The sequence below is a fragment of the uncultured Ruegeria sp. genome (assembly GCF_947504215.1).
Taxonomy (GTDB): domain Bacteria; phylum Pseudomonadota; class Alphaproteobacteria; order Rhodobacterales; family Rhodobacteraceae; genus Ruegeria.
The window spans coordinates 633,304-650,689 of the sequence record NZ_CANNGO010000001.1; the positions used below are offsets into that span (position 1 = coordinate 633,304).

The 17,386-nt window shown below is 56.3% G+C and carries 17 protein-coding genes; 5 read left to right on the plus strand and 12 right to left on the minus strand.

All coding sequences use genetic code 11. The features are described from left to right. Positions 1–80 precede the first annotated feature (80 nt). The 3 genes from Q1B21_RS03125 to Q1B21_RS03135 are packed head-to-tail and all read left to right on the plus strand — an operon-like array spanning position 81 to position 3,438. On the plus strand, positions 81–1,154 hold the full coding sequence (locus tag Q1B21_RS03125) for an AI-2E family transporter (protein WP_299885758.1): 1,074 nt from the start codon (positions 81–83) through the stop codon (positions 1,152–1,154). Continuing rightward, positions 1,155–1,844: a DnaA/Hda family protein gene (locus Q1B21_RS03130; RefSeq protein WP_299079688.1), complete on the plus strand. Its 690-nt coding sequence runs from the start codon at positions 1,155–1,157 to the stop codon at positions 1,842–1,844. A gap of 49 nt (positions 1,845–1,893) precedes the next feature. Then, on the plus strand, positions 1,894–3,438 hold the full coding sequence (locus tag Q1B21_RS03135; RefSeq protein WP_299885762.1) for a Ppx/GppA family phosphatase: 1,545 nt from the start codon (positions 1,894–1,896) through the stop codon (positions 3,436–3,438). Positions 3,439–3,450: 12 nt separating this feature from the next. Here the strand turns inward: Q1B21_RS03135 and Q1B21_RS03140 are convergent, their stop codons facing one another. The 6 genes from Q1B21_RS03140 to scpA form a co-directional block, all read right to left on the minus strand. Then, positions 3,451–3,822, minus strand: coding sequence for a hypothetical protein (locus Q1B21_RS03140; RefSeq protein ID WP_298933300.1), 372 nt, complete (start codon positions 3,820–3,822; stop codon positions 3,451–3,453). Positions 3,823–3,859: 37 nt separating this feature from the next. Then, the gene (locus Q1B21_RS03145; protein ID WP_299885766.1) at positions 3,860–4,861 is read right to left on the minus strand and encodes an endonuclease/exonuclease/phosphatase family protein; all 1,002 of its coding nucleotides are present in this window, start codon (positions 4,859–4,861) and stop codon (positions 3,860–3,862) included. A gap of 4 nt (positions 4,862–4,865) precedes the next feature. Further along, complete coding sequence (locus Q1B21_RS03150; protein WP_299079682.1) at positions 4,866–5,546, minus strand: molecular chaperone DjiA; 681 nt, start codon at positions 5,544–5,546, stop codon at positions 4,866–4,868. Positions 5,547–5,591: 45 nt separating this feature from the next. Continuing rightward, positions 5,592–6,080, minus strand: a complete 489-nt coding sequence (locus Q1B21_RS03155; RefSeq protein ID WP_299885770.1) for a GNAT family N-acetyltransferase — start codon at positions 6,078–6,080, stop codon at positions 5,592–5,594. Further along, positions 6,077–6,679: a VOC family protein gene (locus Q1B21_RS03160; RefSeq protein WP_299885773.1), complete on the minus strand. Its 603-nt coding sequence runs from the start codon at positions 6,677–6,679 to the stop codon at positions 6,077–6,079. Before Q1B21_RS03160 ends, Q1B21_RS03155 begins: the two co-directional genes overlap by 4 nt. A 135-nt stretch (positions 6,680–6,814) precedes the next feature. After that, the gene (gene scpA / locus Q1B21_RS03165; protein ID WP_299885776.1) at positions 6,815–8,941 is read right to left on the minus strand and encodes a methylmalonyl-CoA mutase; all 2,127 of its coding nucleotides are present in this window, start codon (positions 8,939–8,941) and stop codon (positions 6,815–6,817) included. 168 nt (positions 8,942–9,109) lie between these two features. On the opposite strand from scpA, the gene Q1B21_RS03170 reads away from it, so the two are divergent. Continuing rightward, a complete protein-coding gene (locus tag Q1B21_RS03170) occupies positions 9,110–9,556 on the plus strand; it encodes a DUF4174 domain-containing protein (RefSeq protein ID WP_299079671.1) in 447 nt (148 codons plus the stop codon). 118 nt (positions 9,557–9,674) lie between these two features. Here Q1B21_RS03170 and Q1B21_RS03175 read toward each other — a convergent pair whose 3' ends face one another. The 6 genes from Q1B21_RS03175 to Q1B21_RS03200 form a co-directional block, all read right to left on the minus strand. Further along, positions 9,675–10,469, minus strand: a complete 795-nt coding sequence (locus Q1B21_RS03175; RefSeq protein ID WP_299885779.1) for a hypothetical protein — start codon at positions 10,467–10,469, stop codon at positions 9,675–9,677. A gap of 7 nt (positions 10,470–10,476) precedes the next feature. Beyond that, on the minus strand, positions 10,477–12,522 hold the full coding sequence (locus Q1B21_RS03180) for an acetyl/propionyl/methylcrotonyl-CoA carboxylase subunit alpha (protein ID WP_299885782.1): 2,046 nt from the start codon (positions 12,520–12,522) through the stop codon (positions 10,477–10,479). Between the two features lie 117 nt (positions 12,523–12,639). Beyond that, positions 12,640–12,843 (minus strand): hypothetical protein, encoded by a 204-nt coding sequence (locus Q1B21_RS03185; RefSeq protein ID WP_299885785.1) that lies wholly within the window; start codon positions 12,841–12,843, stop codon positions 12,640–12,642. A gap of 529 nt (positions 12,844–13,372) precedes the next feature. Further along, positions 13,373–13,726, minus strand: coding sequence for a hypothetical protein (locus Q1B21_RS03190; protein ID WP_298933319.1), 354 nt, complete (start codon positions 13,724–13,726; stop codon positions 13,373–13,375). A 136-nt stretch (positions 13,727–13,862) separates the two neighbouring features. Beyond that, on the minus strand, positions 13,863–14,348 hold the full coding sequence (locus tag Q1B21_RS03195; RefSeq protein WP_299885789.1) for a DUF6497 family protein: 486 nt from the start codon (positions 14,346–14,348) through the stop codon (positions 13,863–13,865). Between the two features lie 78 nt (positions 14,349–14,426). Beyond that, on the minus strand, positions 14,427–15,959 hold the full coding sequence (locus Q1B21_RS03200; protein ID WP_298933322.1) for an acyl-CoA carboxylase subunit beta: 1,533 nt from the start codon (positions 15,957–15,959) through the stop codon (positions 14,427–14,429). Between the two features lie 183 nt (positions 15,960–16,142). On the opposite strand from Q1B21_RS03200, the gene Q1B21_RS03205 reads away from it, so the two are divergent. After that, positions 16,143–17,348 carry a multidrug effflux MFS transporter gene (locus Q1B21_RS03205; protein WP_299079663.1) on the plus strand — a complete coding sequence of 402 codons (1,206 nt, stop codon included), beginning with the start codon at positions 16,143–16,145 and terminating at the stop codon, positions 17,346–17,348. The last annotated feature ends 38 nt before the right edge of the window (positions 17,349–17,386 follow it).

Genomic DNA, 17,386 nt, shown 5'->3' on the forward strand with positions numbered 1-17,386 from the left:
ACGGCAGATCTATGAAGCGCTTGCATCGCAAGCCTTCATACGCCAAGAACGCAAGGAAAGGTCGCAACAAGGGGACCCACATGGCTTTGCCGGTAAAGGATCAGCTCAGGTACTGGGGCGTCGTTTCCGCGGTTATCGTGCTGCTGCTTTGGGCGCTTGGGGACGTCCTGTTGCCCTTCGTGATTGGGGGCGCGATCGCCTATTTTCTGGATCCGGTTGCAGACCGGCTGGAAAGACTGGGCCTGTCGCGCATGGCCGCGACTGCAATCATCACAGTCGTCGGGGTTTTGGGGTTTGTCCTGATGATCCTGATGGTTGTTCCCGCCCTGATCACGCAGTTGTTGGATCTGATCGATGTGCTGCCCAGCCTGTTCAAGGAACTACGCGGGTTCATCGAAAAACAGTTCCCGGCCCTTCTGGACCAGGATTCGAACACGCATCAGATGCTGATCTCGTTCGGCGAAACGCTTAAGTCCAAAACCGGGGATGTGCTGCAGACCGTCCTCAGCTCACTGGGATCCGCGCTGAACATCGTTGTTCTCTTGGTCATCGTTCCCGTTGTCGCAGTTTACCTGCTGCTGGACTGGGATCGCATGATCGCCCGGATCGCCGAGCTGTTGCCACGCGATCACGCGCCGACCATCAAACGTTTGGCGGGAGAGATTGACGCGGTTCTTGCGTCATTTGTGCGCGGGATGGGGACAGTTTGTCTGATCCTTGGCACTTACTATGCCGTCGCCCTCATGCTGGTGGGTCTGCAATTCGGCCTGATCGTTGGGTTCATTGCCGGTCTGGTCACCTTCATTCCCTATCTCGGAGCGTTGATCGGCGGCAGTTTGGCGATTGGTTTGGCGCTGTTTCAGTTTTGGGGTGACTGGGCCCATATCGGGTTGGTGGCCGGGATCTTTGCACTGGGTCAGGTCACCGAGGGCAATTTCCTGACACCAAAACTGGTCGGCAGTTCGGTCGGGTTGCACCCGGTCTGGCTGCTGCTTGCGCTGTCGGTGTTTGGCGCCCTTTTTGGTTTTGTTGGCATGCTGATCGCAGTTCCAGTCGCCGCAGCATTGGGTGTATTGGCGCGGTTCGGAACCTCAATGTATCTGGACAGCCGCCTGTATTCAGGCTTGCAGGGCCAGGATCAGGAAGACGAATAAATGCCTCGGCAATTGAGCTTTGATCTACCAGCAAAGACTGCGCTGGGACGCGAGGATTTCTTTGTCTCACCAGCCAATGCGTTGGCAGTTGCAATGATATCGGCTACGTCCTGGCCGGGAAACAAGCTGGTCCTCAGCGGGCCGACCGGGGCGGGTAAGACGCATCTGGCACATGTTTGGGCAGCCGAAACAGGCGGGCGTATCGTTCAGGCCACAACACTTCGGTATGATGACGTGCCGGAACTGGCGCAGGCACCAATTGCTGTTGAAGATATCCCCAATATTGCTGGCGATATGGACCAGCAAAAAGCACTGTTTCACTTACACAACCTGGTTCTGGCCGAAGGGCATGCCTTGTTGATGACCGGGCGTCTGGCGCCAAAACTCTGGCAATTGCCCCTGCCAGATTTGCAAAGCCGGGTTGAAGGCGCTCATCATGTTGCGCTGGATCCGCCCGATGATGCCTTGTTGGGCGCGGTGTTGGCGAAACTGTTCCTGGACAGGCAACTGAACCCTTCGCCAGACGTGATCTCTTACCTGGTCAAACACATGGATCGGCGCTTTGAAACCGCCGCTGATACGGTGGCGCAATTGGATCAGCTGGCGTTGTCCGAGAAACGCGACATCACCCGCGCTTTGGCGGTTCGGGTTCTGAATTCGGATGTAAATTCAGTTGATGCCGATGATTGACCCGCAAGCATCGATTTCGCATCCTGCGCCTGCAACACCTGGAAAAGATATGGATCAGACTGTCGATACCGACATCCCGGATTGGGGACCTTTCGGAAAACCTTTATTCGATGACCCGGGAGCCCGCGCCCTATCGCGGGTTGGGGTTGTCGATGTAGGGTCAAACTCGGTCCGTATGGTGATCTTTGACGGCGCGGCGCGATCGCCCGCCTATTTCTACAATGAAAAAGTGATGTGCGAACTGGGGGCGGGTCTGTTGGAAACCGGCTGTCTCAACCCGCGCGGACGGGAGCGCGCGCTGGCAGCGTTGCGGCGGTTTCAGCAGCTTGCACAAGATCTGGACTTGCCCGGTTTGCATGTTGTGGCCACCGCCGCCGTAAGAGAAGCCAAAGATGGCCCAGATTTTTGCGAACAGGTTCGGGACGAAACCGGATTGCATGTTGGTGTCATCGACGGGCAGGAAGAGGCGCGATTATCAGCGCAAGGCGTGCTTTTGGGCTGGCCAGGTGCTTATGGTCTGATTTGCGATATTGGCGGATCTTCCATGGAGCTGGCCGAAATCGGCGATGGTCAGGTTGGTCGGCGGGTAACCTCTGCCCTTGGCCCGCTGAAGCTGCGCGATATCAAAGGCGGACGACGCGCCCGAAAGGCGCATATCAAATGCACGATGGAAGAGTTGCGCGATCAGATGGGACCACAGCGAGATCGGCTGTTTCTTGTCGGCGGCAGTTGGCGGGCTTTTGCCCGACTGGACATGTTGCGGCGAGGATACCCGCTGAACGTTCTTCATGAATACCGTATGACCACCAAACAAGTGCGCGAAACGATCAAGTTCATCGAAAAGAATGACCGCGACAAGTTGCGCAGTCAGGCGGGTGTTTCAAGCTCGCGCATGGCGCTAGTCCCCTATGCGATGGATGTGCTGGCCCGGCTAATCCGGACCTTCAAACCCAAAGATATCGCAATCTCAAGCTATGGGATTCGCGAAGGGCTGTTGTATGAGCAGATGTCGCAAGAACAGCGCGACCGGGACCCGCTGATTGAAGCCAGCCGATTTTCCGAATCCAAGGATGCCCGACTACCCGGGTTTGGCCGTCATCTGTATGATTTCGTAACACCCCTGTTCAAATCCGCCCCGCCAACACGTATTCGGCTGATCAAGGCGGCCTGTCTGCTGCATGATGTCAGCTGGCGCGCGCATCCCGATTATCGCGCCGAGGTCTGTTTCGACAATGTCACCCGCGCAAATCTGGGCGGTCTAAAGCATTCAGAACGGGTTTTCATTGGTCTCGCCCTGCAACACAGGTATCGCAACAAGCGCGAAGGCAACCGGTTTGCCCCACTGTACGAACTTTTGGACGAGAAGGACCAGAAGCAAGCCGAGATATTGGGCAAAGCGATGCGCTTCGGGGCAATGCTTTGGATGCACAGTGACGCCAATATGGGCCGGTTGCGGTTTTATCCAAAGAAGCGAGAACTTGAACTGTTTCTACCCAAAGCTGCTGCGTCGCTGTTCAACGAGGTTGCCGAGGCGCGCCTGAGTTCGTTGGCGAACGCGCTGAAATCCGACGCACGTGTCATCGTAAAGGGCTGACCCGGCAGAAAATCAAATATCGGTTACGCCTTCAGATTCTTCTTCGTCAGGTTCGACGTCTTCCGGTGGGTCCTGTGTCGGCTTCTTTCGGATGATGATATCACCGTTCGGCAATATCTCGGGCGTTTCATAAACGCTCCAGTCTTGGATTTCACCAGCCAGCTCCGCTAGTGCAGGACCCATTTCTTCAAAGAATGACTGCATTGCCGGGCCGAACTCGTCAGCCAGCCCCAGCAACTCACCCAGTGCTGGTTCCATTTCTTTGCGCAGGCCTTCGAAAAACAGCTCGGCCCCCTGCTCCATCAGTGACTTACCGTTTTCTTGCGCAATAGTAGGCGCACCTAAGGCACTAACCATCGCACTGATCATCAGAATCCGTTTCATGGGTGAAATATAAGCGACGCAATGCACGCTTGAAAGGTCACAACTCGATATCCAGTGTAACGGGGAAATGATCTGAGGCGGTCAGCAAGGCATCGCGAAGATCAGGCGAGGCCCAGCAAGCTGCATCGCGAAATGGGTGCCAGATGCGCCAAGCGGGTCGGTTGGTCTGCAGGTCTTCGCTGATCATGATATAGTCCAGCAAAGCTTCGAGGAATGTACCCTTATCCGGGCGCGCAAACCGGGCCGTCGACAGGACGGAACCGGGCCGTGGCCCATGGGCCATGGCCGCATGCGGATCATACAGCCCCGCCTGCAACAGTATTTCCACCGAAGAGCGCCCGAACAAATGTTCGAATTCATCCAGACCCGGCCCGTCATTCAGATCGCCCAATAATATCACCGGCTCGTCCGCACCAATATGCGTTTCGACCCGCCGAGCCAGCCAGATCGCCTGTGCCAGCTGCTTGCGGCGATTGGCAATCGAAATGCGGATCGCTTCATCCCGCGAATCCGCCCCGTGCGGCGCTTTGGATTTCAGATGTGCGCCGATCAGCCTGAACTCGGAACCTGCATGGGTCCGCACCGCCAGTTCCATTGGTGGCTTTGAGAACTGAATCACATCCTCGGTCGCGTCGATGTCCAAATCGATCCGAAAATCACCATCGAATCGCGGGGCACGCGTCGACGTCACGTCCCCTTTGGGATCATGGCGTGCAGTCAACACATCGCGATCATACAGCAACGCCAATTCCTGATGTGTGTCATTGGCAAACCCCATAAGCGCATTGGATGCACGCAGTCCGAACGCCTCCGCAAATACCTGCAGGGCGCGAACCGTATTCTGGGTCTTGCCGGTGTTCGGCGCTTCGACGATCAGGACGGCGTCCGCATCAATTGCCGTCAGGACTTTGGCGATGGCCTCAATCTGCTGCGCCTTGGTAACGTCATGGCGGCCCGACCAACTGTTGTCGACAATCAGATTGTCTTCTCGGTCAAACAGATTGGCAAACCACTCGATGTTATAGGTCGCCAATCGCATCTGATCAGGCTCGCACGCCTTTGATTTCGTCCCAGGCGCGATTGATGTCTATCATCTTTTTTTCAGCCAGACGTATGGCTTCCTCAGGCACACCCCGCGCCATCATCGCGTCGGGATGTGTGTCGCGAACCAATTGGCGCCAGATCTTGCGAATGTCAGACACCGGCATATCGCGAGGCACGCCAAGGACCGTGTACGGATCATTTGGCGCATCTGGCACAAACCGTGCCCGCAAAGCCATAAACTGGGCATCGGTCTGGCCAAAGATCTGGCTGACGTCTTCAAGGAATTCATTTTCGTTCGGATGGTAGAAGCCATCGGCCATCGCTATGTGAAACAGCCCCTCCATCAGGTCACACAAGGTAGTGCTGTCTTCTGAGAACATTCGCGCAATTCGCTGCGCGTAATCTCGATATCCTGCGACATCAGTGCGTGCCATATCGAAAACGCGCGCTGCGCCCTCTTCATCCTCGCGAGCGATTTGAAAGACGTCGCGAAAAGCGGTCACTTCGTCCCGTGTCACCTGCCCATCTGCCTTGGCCATCTTGGCGCCCAAGGCAATCACGGCAATCGTGAAGGCCACGGAACGTTCGGGCGGCGTGCGCAGTTTTTCAAAAACAGCGGTCAGGCTTTCGCCCTGGGCGAGCGCGCTGAGCGCATCGGATATTCTAAGCCAGATCGACATGCGCGTACCCTAGCGCTACAAAACCGGACTGTCAGGTGCGACAGATCACTCCGGCGAAAGAATTTTCTGCATCAATACTAGATCCAGCCGTTGACCCCATTTGAACCCCACTTCGGGCAAATGGCCAACCTCGGCAAAACCCAAAGCAGCGTGAAAGGCCACAGCCGCAGGGTTTGCCGAGGATATCCCTGCTATCAACACATGCACGCGTTCTGCCTGTGCCGCCTCTTGCAGTTTTGTCATTAAAAGACGACCCAGCCCGCTGCCGCGCACCTCGGGTGCAAGCTGTATCGAATGTTCGCGGCATTGCGCATATCCAGGACCGGAACGAAAGGGGCCATAGGTAGCAAACCCAACCACTTCACCCTCATGCTCGGCTACAAGGAAGCCGGGACCGCGGGTCTTGATATCAGCGACGATACTTTCAGCACTGCGTTCGTTTGTGGTGAACGTCGCCAATGTTTCACGAATAATCGTGTTGGTGATGGAGGTTATGGAGCCAGCATCCTCGAACCGTGCCTGACGGATGTTCATTCCAACACACGCATCCCATGTGGTGTCTCAATTTCGGCACGTAACGCCGCTGAACCGGGTTCGAAAACCACATCCTTTAGCTCACCCAAATGTTGTTCCAGTGTCGGCGCATCTGGATGACTGACGATCAACCGTTTCAAACGGCATCCGCTGTCATTCAACATCTGGGCGGGGTGCAGATCGCCCTGCCATTGGATAAGGGCAGGAAACAGATTGTCGTACGGCAAACGGCCATCGGGTGGCACGGCCATCCGCCAGCGTAGCGATCCGCGGGTCAAATCAATCGGCTGACCAACACCACCTGGGAACGCGGACAAGGCTGCTTCGATGTCGGGTACGCGGCAGATCCAATTGGTCAGGCGGGGCTGCCCTGCAAACCGATCCAGATCGAACCATCTTGTGCGTTGTGGGTGGCGCGCATTTGGATCAATGGAAATTGCTTCGAGATAAAGCCCGTCCTTCAGCCCTAACAGCTGGTTATGCGTTCCAAACTTCTCATGCTTGCCGCCTTCCTGCAGCTTTACCCCGAGGGCGTCCTCAACATGGGCTGTCGCCTCTTCCAGAGTGGCGCCGGCCACCGCGATATGATCCAGTTCCATAGCACCTCCCAAACACGTTCAGCCTACCGTTGAACCAAATGGGCGCAAGCCTAAGCTGCACCCATTTTTTCCGCGATTGAGTGCCTGCTTGGTCGTCTTTTTGTCCGGCAAGATCTCTGGCTTCGTTCCTTAGCTTTAACGGCGTGCCTCAGCGATCAGTCGCAGGATATCCTGCGCAGCCTCGGGAATATTGGTACCCGGGCCAAAGATCGCCTTGACTCCATGGTCATAGAGAAACTGGTAATCCTGTTGTGGGATAACGCCGCCACAGATTACGATGATGTCGCCTGCTCCGGCTTTCTTAAGCTCTTCCACCAGTTGTGGTGCCAAGGTCTTGTGCCCCGCCGCCTGTGAAGAAATGCCAACAACGTGCACGTCGTTGTCCACGGCATCCTGTGCTGCTTCGGCAGGCGTCTGGAACAGCGGACCTACATCAACGTCAAATCCGATGTCGGCAAAGGCTGTGGCGATCACTTTGGCGCCGCGATCATGCCCGTCCTGCCCCATCTTGACGACCAGAAGGCGGGGACGACGACCTTCAGTTTCCGCAAATTCCTCGATAGATTTCTGGATCGCAGCAAACCCTTCGTCGCCTTCATACGCAGCCCCATAGACGCCGGCCAGTGTCTTGACCTCGGCGCGGTGGCGGCCGAATTCCTTTTCCATTGCCATGCTGATCTCTCCTACTGATGCACGGGCGCGGGCGGCCTCAACCGCGGCGGCCAGAAGGTTACCGCCGTCGCGGGCGGTATTGGTCAGGGCGTCCAGTGCTGTCTGGCACGCCGCTTCGTCTCGCGTTGCGCGGATGCGTTCCAGCCTGGCAATCTGCGCTTCGCGCACGGCGACATTGTCGACATCCAGAATGTCGATCGGGTCTTCCTGTTCCTTGCGGTACTTGTTGACGCCGACGACCACCTCTTCGCCACGGTCGATCATGGCCTGACGGCGCGCAGCACTTTCTTCAATCCGCAGCTTGGGCATGCCGCTGGCAACGGCCTTGGTCATGCCGCCCATCTCCTCAACCTCTTCCATCAGAGCCCAGGCCTTTTCGACCAACTCATTGGTCAGGCTTTCGATGTAGTAAGAGCCCGCCAATGGGTCGACCACGTCCGTCACCCCGGTTTCTTCCTGCAGCACCAGTTGCGTGTTGCGCGCGATGCGGGCCGAGAAATCGGTGGGCAAGGCAATCGCCTCGTCCAGAGCGTTTGTATGCAGTGACTGCGTACCACCCAGAACCGCGCTCATTGCCTCATAAGCGGTGCGGATCACGTTATTGTACGGGTCCTGTTCCTGCAAAGACACGCCAGATGTCTGGCAGTGGGTCCTCAGCATCTTGGAGCGTTCGGATTTTGCGCCAAAATCCGTCATCACCCGGTGCCACAGCGTGCGGGCCGCGCGCAGCTTGGCGATCTCCATGAAGAAATTCATGCCAATGGCGAAGAAAAACGACAGACGGCCTGCGAACTTGTCTACGTCCATCCCAGCCTCGGTCGCGGCTCGGACGTATTCGCGCCCGTCGGCCAGCGTATAGGCCAGTTCCTGGACCAGATTCGCCCCGGCCTCTTGCATGTGATAGCCGGAGATTGAGACAGAATTGAACTTGGGCATATCGTTCGAGGTGTATTCGATAATGTCCGAGATGATCCTCATCGAGGGTTCCGGCGGATAGATATAGGTGTTGCGCACCATGAACTCTTTCAGAATGTCATTCTGAATGGTGCCCGCCAGCAGCGACTTGTCATGCCCCTGCTCTTCTCCCGCAACGATGAAGCTCGCCAGAATCGGGACCACCGCACCGTTCATGGTCATCGAGACCGAGACCTTGTCCAGCGGGATGCCGTCAAACAGGATTTTCATATCCTCAACAGAGTCGATGGCCACACCTGCTTTACCGACATCGCCAACAACACGCGGATGGTCGCTGTCATAGCCGCGGTGTGTCGCCAGATCGAAGGCCACCGATACTCCCTGCTGACCTGCTGCCAAGTTACGGCGGTAGAAGGCGTTCGATTCCTCAGCCGTTGAAAAACCGGCGTATTGGCGGATGGTCCAAGGACGGCCCGCATACATCGTTGCCTTCACGCCACGTGTGAACGGCCCGAACCCGGGCATCGATCCCATATGTGGCAGATCAGCGGTGTCTTCCTGCGTGTAGAGCGGTTTGACCTCGATACCTTCCAGAGTTTCCTTGGTCAGGTCGTCCAGCGGTCGTCCGCGCAGTTCTTTCTCGGCCAGCGCGCGCCAGTCGTTGGTGTCAGTCATTGAGTTTATCCTCTCGTCATTTCGGATCGCGCAGGGCTAAGCCTGTGCGTAAATGTGTTGGGGGCCGTCGTTTCGAAAACGGCTAAGCGCGACATTTTGAGTGCCCGACGCATTTCGCCGGTCGCATTCGGGCGCATAGGGGCTATATTCAACAGAACAGGAGGCCCCATGAATCGTACGCTTGTCCTTGTTTTTTCGGCACTATTCCCTTTGACCGCTATGGCAGCCGACGGCGCCGCGCCTGTCGATGACGCGTTTGTCCGTCCTGTCGGCGACAGTGAGTTGGCCGATTTTCTGTGGACCCATCGACCGATTGTGGTGTTTGCGGACACCCCGGCGGACCCAAGGTTCCAACAGCAAATCGATATGCTGACAAAGGGCGAAGATGTGATGCGCGACCGCGATGTGGTGGTTCTGACCGATACCGACCCATCTGCCCGCTCCGCAATCCGGTCCGAATTGCGCCCGCGCGGGTTCCAGATGGTTTTCGTCGACAAGGATGGTGTCGTGAAGCTGCGCAAACCCGCGCCGTGGAGCGTACGGGAAATCGGGCGGTCCATCGACAAAACGCCGCTGCGCCAGCGGGAAATCCGTGACCGGCGTGGCGGGAACTGAGCCGCACTGCGCTTGTAAAACCTGTTGGATTCACCTATATTTAGGACATGCAGGGCGTTGTGTCCTGCAGGCAAACAAGGAAAGGGCAACTGAATGGAAAAAGATCCTAACATTCCGTTTACTCCGATCCCTGTGACAGGTCGGACTGGACCGCGGCCGGGTTACTAAGCTTTTTGGCCAGCCTTTCAGCGGCTGGCTGACCTTTATCCGCATATTCCTTGATCAGGCGAAGCGCGAACTGCCCCATGGCAAAGGCGCTTTTTCGTGTTTCAAAATAGTCGCGATACATCAGGATGCGCCGCTCCTGCGCCATATCAGAGCTGCGAAATACATCGCCACGCATATCTTCGGCCTGCGCCGATATTGATTTGATCAGACTGTAATAGGCGACCACCGCATCAATCGTGATGCGAGGCAGGACCTCGATTTCATCAACAAGAGAATCATAGACAAAATCGTGATGCTCGCGCGGGATCAATGGAATGAAATCCGGGTCTGCGGTCATCCGTTCGACCATCGCCTCGGCCTCGTCCTCAGCCTTGCCGCGATCCCACAGCACCTGTAGCGTGTTACCAATCTCAGCGTAGAGCGCTTTGTGGTAGTCCCGCAGCTTTTCGGCCTTATCTCGGGATTTCCCGAGTTCGCCGAAAATCGCGGTTGTTAACCAACCTGTGGTGATCACAAAGCCTGCAATGATTGCCGCCCAGATGCGTTCATCAAAATCCGTACGCACGGCCATAATCGCCAGCCCGCTGCCGAAAATGACCAACAGCGGAAGGGCGATATTCAGAATGAATTGCACAAATACGCGTCGCGCCACATGGGCATCCTCGGACAGCCAGAAAGCAATCACGAGGACGGCGCAGGCGCCCACTGCCAACAAAAGCCAGTTATTTGTGAGAAACTCGGTCATCAGCCGACTATTCGAACTCCATGATCACATCATCAACAGCCAGGCTGTCACCCGGGCCTGCGTTGATCTTGGTCACAACGCCTTTCTTTTCAGCACGCAGTATGTTTTCCATCTTCATCGCCTCGACGGTGCACAATGCCTGACCTTCCTGAATTTCCTCGCCGACCTCGACGTTGATCTTAACGATCAGACCGGGCATCGGGCAAAGCAGCATTTTTGACGTATCGGGCGGTAGTTTCTCGGGCATCATGCGGGCAAGCTCTGCCTGACGCGGGGTGCGCACATGTACCTTAAGATCAGCGCCGCGATTGCGAATGCGAAAGCCACCGGACACTTTGCCAACCTTCAGAATTAGCGGGCTGCCGTCGACGTCCAGAACCGCCAACTGGTTCCCTGGCGTCCAATCTGATGCAACTCGTAGCACGCCACCATCCAAGAATGTCACTGTGGAGCCGTTTTGGTCAGCCTCGATAGCGACCTCGAATTCCTGATCTTGCAACGTGACGACCCAGTCAGTGCCAACCTTGCGCTCGTGGTTGTCCATTCGACCGGAGACGCGGGCACGTCGAATTTCTGCGACGCGATGCATCGCTGCGCAGGAGGCTGCAATCCGGCGCAGGTCCGTTTTGGGAAGTTCGACGCCCTCGAACCCATCGGGGTACTCCTCGGCGATGAAAGCGGTTGTCATGTCGCCACTGATGAAAATGGGATGATCCATAACAGCCGACAGGAACGGCAGGTTATGCCCGATACCTTCGACTTCGAAACTGTCCAGCGCCACACGCATGGCTTCGATGGCCTGATCCCGGGTCGGCGCCCAGGTACACAGTTTGGCGATCATCGGGTCGTAGTACATGCTGATCTCGCCGCCTTCATAGACGCCAGTGTCATTGCGAACAGCGGTAGCGCCTCCCGGTGCATCCCCCTGCCACTTACCATTGATCAACATCGGCCCAGCGGCAGTTTCCTGCGGCGGGCGGTAACGGGTCAGACGACCGATTGACGGCAGGAAACCACGATATGGATCTTCGGCATACAGGCGGTTTTCGATGGCCCAGCCCGTCAGGGTGACATCATCCTGTGTGATCGACAAAGGCTCACCAGCAGCGACGCGGATCATCTGTTCGACCAGATCGACACCGGTGATCAGCTCTGTCACCGGGTGTTCCACCTGCAGGCGGGTGTTCATTTCGAGGAAATAGAAATTCTTGTCACCATCGACGATGAACTCGACCGTACCTGCACTGGCATAGCCCACCGCCTTGGCCAGGGCGACCGATTGCTCGCCCATTGCGCGACGGGTCGCTTCATCCAGAAAGGGGGATGGTGCCTCTTCCACCACTTTCTGATTCCGGCGCTGGATCGAACATTCGCGCTCGCCCAGATAGACACCATTGCCATGGCTGTCACACAGAACCTGAATTTCGATATGGCGTGGTTGGGTTACGAATTTTTCGATGAAAATCCGGTCGTCGCCAAAAGAATTTGCAGCCTCATTCTTGGATGACTGAAACCCTTCACGCGCCTCGTCGTCATTCCAGGCGATCCGCATGCCTTTGCCACCACCTCCGGCACTGGCTTTGATCATCACCGGATAACCGACTTCATTGGAAATCTTCACCGCTTCATCCGCATCCTCGATCAGACCCATATACCCGGGTACTGTTGAGACATTTGCCTCCTGAGCGATCTTCTTTGACGTGATCTTGTCACCCATCGCCTCGATTGCGCCTTTCGGGGGGCCCACAAAGGCAACACCTTCAGTCTCAAGTGCTTCAGCGAATTTGGCGTTCTCCGACAAGAAACCATAGCCGGGGTGGACCGCCTGCGCACCGCTTTGACGGATCGCATCCATGACCTTGTCAATCACGATGTAGGATTGGTTGGCCGGGGCCGGGCCGATATGCACAGCCTCATCCGCCATCTCAACATGCAGAGCCTGACGATCCGCATCCGAATAGATGGCGACCGTGCCGATGCCCATTTTGCGCGCGGTCTTGATAACGCGGCAGGCGATCTCGCCTCGGTTGGCGATCAGGATCTTGTTGAACATGGTACGTCCTTTGTCTTGAAGGTCAGAAAACGCAAAAACGCCACCACAGGGCTTTGACCCCGTAGCGGCGTGTTGCGCGATATGTGTTGGGACACTGCAGGCCCCAAAGAAGGTGTCTTAGTTACAGTTGTTCTGCGTCTTGCAATACAGCACGTTGCCCGCTGCACCGACCGCAGCGCCGAAAAGCGGGTCGGCGCTAAGGACGGCGGCCCCGACCGCGCCGGCGCCTCCGCCAAGCAACGCCTGTTCGCCAGTGGTGTCGCCGCAGGCCGCAAGGCCCGCACAGGTCGCCAATGCAAAGAAAATCTGTGGGATTCGCATGTTGTCTGCCCTTCTGATGTTTTTGACTGCTTTGGGTGCAGTTGCGGGCAGCAGGAGCTCACAGGCAATAAACGATGCTGTTGATCGGTGTTTTGCGCAGAAATCTGCCGCTTTTTGCCCGGAACATGCGCAAAGAAAAACGCGGGCAGGATGATGTGGAAACCACAAGCCTGCCCGCGGAAGGAAGGGGTACGGAATAGTAGGTGCATGTGCGGCGCAGGCAAAATAGAGCCACACGGCTGCATCAGAATGCACGGCACAATCAGGCCCGCAAGCAAAGTATTGTTTCCAGTCAAGATTCCGGCTGGTTTCTGCCCATTCGGCGAAACACCGCGCAAATTCGTGCCGAACACGGCCAAACGGCGATTTGCGCGCCAAAGATCGGGAGATCGCGCTGCATCGCAGCGAAATCCGCGCCTTGATAGTGTCGAGCGTCGCCGCGTTTGTGATGCTACGCCTCGGCGCCACCTTGCGTGAAGCGATGTTTCATCCGCCGGAACCGAAATATGTGGCGTCACGGCACCCATGATCAGGATGTCTCACCAAAGATGTCGGGAAAAGATGCGCGGGCCACATCCAGGTCGATCACCAGCAACGCTTCATAGCTTGCAGGATCAAACGGATCTTCTGCCGGAATAACCTCGCGTTCGAACAGCCAACTGATCCGACCCGCATCCAGATTGCCACGTTCAAAAGGCTGATCTCCGAAATGCCCCCACAGCGCCTCCATGAAAGCTGCATCCGCGCGCCTGTCTGCGGGTTTGCGGTCACGGAACCTTTCGCGCTTGGTCAGCGGAGTGACGCCTTTTGGGTTGGCCCGACGAATGGTGAACTGAAAGTCCGTGCCTGTCAGACGGCCAGGGAATCCGCGATGTTTCAGCATATCGGCCCCTCAGTCGCTAGAGTGTTTACCAAGTCGGAAATTTTGCATCCGCCAAAGGATGGGATCATGTTGTGCACCTCCAAAGCCGCACCGTTGGTCTGAGACGCTCTGGGATCATGAAAGCAATGGTTCACGGTCAGAGTCCCTCCCAGATACACCGGGACTGCTCCAGCCGGTAGGCTTCGAAAAACTGTGTCGCATCCGGAGCGGCATCGCCAAAATCAATCGGACGGTCGGACAGCGAAACAACAACACGAAACGGCTCTAACTGATGTTGCGCCACGTAAGGAACGGCCAATGTCTGGCACAGGTGCTCCATGTCTTTGGTGGCCACATCATAGCCGATCCGACCCACTGAGGACCCGATCTTTGGTGCAATGAAACGAAACCGGACCCACAGCTCGCCGGGGTTATTGTCCAGAAGAACGTCGCTCAGATGAACTGGCTGACCCGATGGCACCGGCAACAGTGTTTCTGTCTGAGCCAAAACCGGAGCGCAATGAAAGAAAAGCATCAGACCAATGGCGCAATCCCGGACCCGCCAGCGGCAGGCTCCTCCTTCCGGGATCGCGCGCGCAGTGCTGTTGGCCTGCGCGGTTTTATGTCTGATGGATCGGATCATTCAACTATTTGGCGGTTTTTGTCAAACTTGCGCTGTTTTCAGGCACTTTCTGAACATTCCGCTACACCTTTTCGAAGATCAGAGCGGAATATTGTCGTGCTTTTTCCATGGGTTCTTCAACTGTTTGCCACGCAGGCTGGCAAACGCCTTGGAAACGCGGCGGCGAGTCGAATGCGGCATGATCACCTCATCGATAAATCCCCGCTCAGCCGCAACAAATGGGTTGGCGAACCTGTCCTCGTAGTCTTGCGTATGCTGAGCAATCTTGTCCGCATCACTGAGGTCGGCGCGATGAATGATCTCGGTTGCGCCCTTGGCGCCCATCACCGCGATCTCGGCCGTGGGCCAAGCATAGTTGAAATCGCCGCGCAGATGTTTGGACGCCATAACGTCGTAAGCCCCACCATATGCTTTGCGAGTGATTACTGTCACCTTAGGCACCGTCGCTTCACCATAGGCAAAGAGCAGCTTGGCTCCGTGTTTGATAACACCGCCATACTCCTGACTGGTGCCGGGCAGAAATCCGGGAACATCGACCAAAGTCAGGATTGGGATTTCGAAGCAATCACAGAAACGCACGAACCGCGCGGCCTTGCGTGAGCTGTCAATGTCAAGACAGCCAGCCAGAACCATCGGCTGATTGGCGACAACGCCAACGGTTTGGCCTTCCAAACGGATGAAACCAGTGATGATATTCTTGGCGAAGTCTTCCTGAATCTCGTAGAAATCGCCCTCATCCGCCACTTTGGTGATCAGTTCCTTCATGTCGTAAGGCGTGTTGGCGTTATCAGGGATCAACGTGTCTAGCGAGCTTTCGATCCGATCCGGTTCGTCAAAAAACGGGCGAACGGGCGGTTTCTCGCGATTGTTGAGCGGCAGGAAGTCAACAAGGCGTCGCACTTCTGCCAGCGCCTCAACATCGTTTTCAAACGCGCCATCCGCGACCGAGGATTTCTTGGTGTGGGTCGATGCGCCTCCAAGCTCTTCGGCCGTGACCACTTCATTCGTGACGGTTTTCACCACCTCCGGGCCAGTCACAAACATGTAGGACGTGTCTTTGACCATGAAGATAAAGTCTGTCATCGCCGGGCTGTAGACTGCACCACCGGCACACGGGCCCATGATTACGCTGATCTGCGGCACTACGCCGGACGCCATGATATTGCGCTGGAACACTTCGGCGTAGCCCGCCAAAGACGCCACACCTTCCTGGATTCGCGCCCCGCCCGAGTCGTTAATACCGATCACTGGCGCGCCATTTTGCACCGCCATATCCATGATCTTGCAAATCTTTTGTGCGTGGGTTTCTGACAGTGATCCACCGAAAACTGTGAAATCCTGACTGAACACATAGACCATGCGACCGTTGATCGTGCCCCAACCTGTCACAACCCCATCGCCCGCAGGCTTTTGTTTTTCCATTCCGAAATCAGTACAGCGGTGGCTGACGAACATGTCGAACTCTTCAAAGCTGCCTTCGTCCAGCAGCAATTCGACACGCTCGCGCGCAGTCAATTTTCCGCGCGCATGCTGCGCATCGATCCGCCTTTGCCCGCCACCCAGCCGGGCTTCGTTGCGGCGGTCTTCAAGCTCGGAAAGGATGTCTTTCATGGCGATAATCCCCTGTAAAATCTGAGCGGACCGTATATGTTTCGATGTCTCAGCCAAAGTGGTTTTCCGCAAATTTGCAAAGTTTTGGCAACCAGAAACTGACAAAGTGTAAACTTGCTAAGTTTCAAATTGAAACGGGTGGACGTCTGGCAATCCCAAATTCCGTGACTATACATGTGAACAATGCAGTTCAGTTCGTCCACGGTTCGCCGCACACCGCCCTCAATTACAACGCTTGTCTTGCTCTCGGGGCTGTCCGCCCTGAGCATGAATCTGTTTCTGCCAAGCCTACCCAACATGGCTCTGCATTTCGAAACCGACTATAAGGTCATGCAGCTGTCCATTGCATTGTACCTGCTGGTTAATGCTGTTCTGCAAATTCTGATCGGCCCAATTGCCGACAAAGCTGGGCGCAGACCGGTATTACTTTGGGGGCTGAGTTTATTTCTGCTTGCAACCCTTGGCTGCATCTATGCGCCAAGCGCCGCAGTTTTTCTGGCGTTCCGAATGTGTCAGGCAGTGGTGGTGGTCGGGATGGTCCTGAGCCGTGCGGCTGTTCGCGACCTTTACGATCAAGACCAAGCCGCATCCATGATCGGCTATGTCACAATGGGAATGGCCGTGGTTCCGATGATCGGCCCTGCCATTGGAGGATTGCTTGAAGAAAGTTTTGGCTGGAGGGCAAACTTCTGGCTGCCCTTCGCGGTCGGCGCCCTGACTCTCGCCCTTACATTCACAGATTTCGGCGAAACCTCGACCAAAAGCGGCAAGACGTTGCTCCAGCAATTCCGGGAATATCCCGAACTGCTGACGTCGCCGCGGTTTTGGGGTTATTCGCTGTCATCGGCGTTTTCGTCAGGGGCATTTTTTGCCTATCTCGGCGGAGCCCCCTTCATTGGCACCGAACTGTTCGGGATGAGCGCCGCCGAAGTCGGCATTTATTTTGGCGCCCCGGCCGTTGGTTATTTTATCGGTAACTTCCTTAGCGGGCGATACTCTGTACGCTTTGGCGTGAATCGCATGGTTCTTTGGGGGTGCTGGCTCAACGCTTTGGGCGTGGCGCTTTCTGCTGTTCTTTTCCTAGCCGGAATGGGAACCGCGCTAAGCTTTTTCGGATTCATGACATTCGTGGGCGTCGGCAACGGAATGACCATTCCAAATGCCACCTCAGGTGCATTGTCGGTGCGCCCGCATTTGGCGGCAACAGCCTCAGGCCTGAGTGGCGCAATCATGCTGGGTGGCGGTGCGGGGCTGAGCGCACTCGCCGGTGCAGTTTTGACAAAAGAGACCGGAGCAATGCCCTTGTTGTGGCTTATGCTCGCGACGGCTGTTCTGGCCATCGCAGCCATAAGTGTTGTGGTCTGGCGCGAACGGCAGCTGGGGTTGTAACACTACTTGCCCTTAAGGGTTTGCAAAGTTAGCTTTCA

Coding starts and splice junctions, on each gene's coding strand:
- Q1B21_RS03125 (WP_299885758.1), top strand. CDS start 81: ATGGCTTTGCCGGTAAAGGATCAGCTCAGGTACTGGGGCGTCGTTTCC.
- Q1B21_RS03130 (WP_299079688.1), top strand. CDS start 1,155: ATGCCTCGGCAATTGAGCTTTGATCTACCAGCAAAGACTGCGCTGGGA.
- Q1B21_RS03135 (WP_299885762.1), top strand. CDS start 1,894: ATGGATCAGACTGTCGATACCGACATCCCGGATTGGGGACCTTTCGGA.
- Q1B21_RS03140 (WP_298933300.1), bottom strand. CDS start 3,822: ATGAAACGGATTCTGATGATCAGTGCGATGGTTAGTGCCTTAGGTGCG.
- Q1B21_RS03145 (WP_299885766.1), bottom strand. CDS start 4,861: ATGCGATTGGCGACCTATAACATCGAGTGGTTTGCCAATCTGTTTGAC.
- Q1B21_RS03150 (WP_299079682.1), bottom strand. CDS start 5,546: ATGTCGATCTGGCTTAGAATATCCGATGCGCTCAGCGCGCTCGCCCAG.
- Q1B21_RS03155 (WP_299885770.1), bottom strand. CDS start 6,080: ATGAACATCCGTCAGGCACGGTTCGAGGATGCTGGCTCCATAACCTCC.
- Q1B21_RS03160 (WP_299885773.1), bottom strand. CDS start 6,679: ATGGAACTGGATCATATCGCGGTGGCCGGCGCCACTCTGGAAGAGGCG.
- scpA (WP_299885776.1), bottom strand. CDS start 8,941: ATGACTGACACCAACGACTGGCGCGCGCTGGCCGAGAAAGAACTGCGC.
- Q1B21_RS03170 (WP_299079671.1), top strand. CDS start 9,110: ATGAATCGTACGCTTGTCCTTGTTTTTTCGGCACTATTCCCTTTGACC.
- Q1B21_RS03175 (WP_299885779.1), bottom strand. CDS start 10,469: ATGACCGAGTTTCTCACAAATAACTGGCTTTTGTTGGCAGTGGGCGCC.
- Q1B21_RS03180 (WP_299885782.1), bottom strand. CDS start 12,522: ATGTTCAACAAGATCCTGATCGCCAACCGAGGCGAGATCGCCTGCCGC.
- Q1B21_RS03185 (WP_299885785.1), bottom strand. CDS start 12,843: ATGCGAATCCCACAGATTTTCTTTGCATTGGCGACCTGTGCGGGCCTT.
- Q1B21_RS03190 (WP_298933319.1), bottom strand. CDS start 13,726: ATGCTGAAACATCGCGGATTCCCTGGCCGTCTGACAGGCACGGACTTT.
- Q1B21_RS03195 (WP_299885789.1), bottom strand. CDS start 14,348: ATGATCCGATCCATCAGACATAAAACCGCGCAGGCCAACAGCACTGCG.
- Q1B21_RS03200 (WP_298933322.1), bottom strand. CDS start 15,959: ATGAAAGACATCCTTTCCGAGCTTGAAGACCGCCGCAACGAAGCCCGG.
- Q1B21_RS03205 (WP_299079663.1), top strand. CDS start 16,143: ATGCAGTTCAGTTCGTCCACGGTTCGCCGCACACCGCCCTCAATTACA.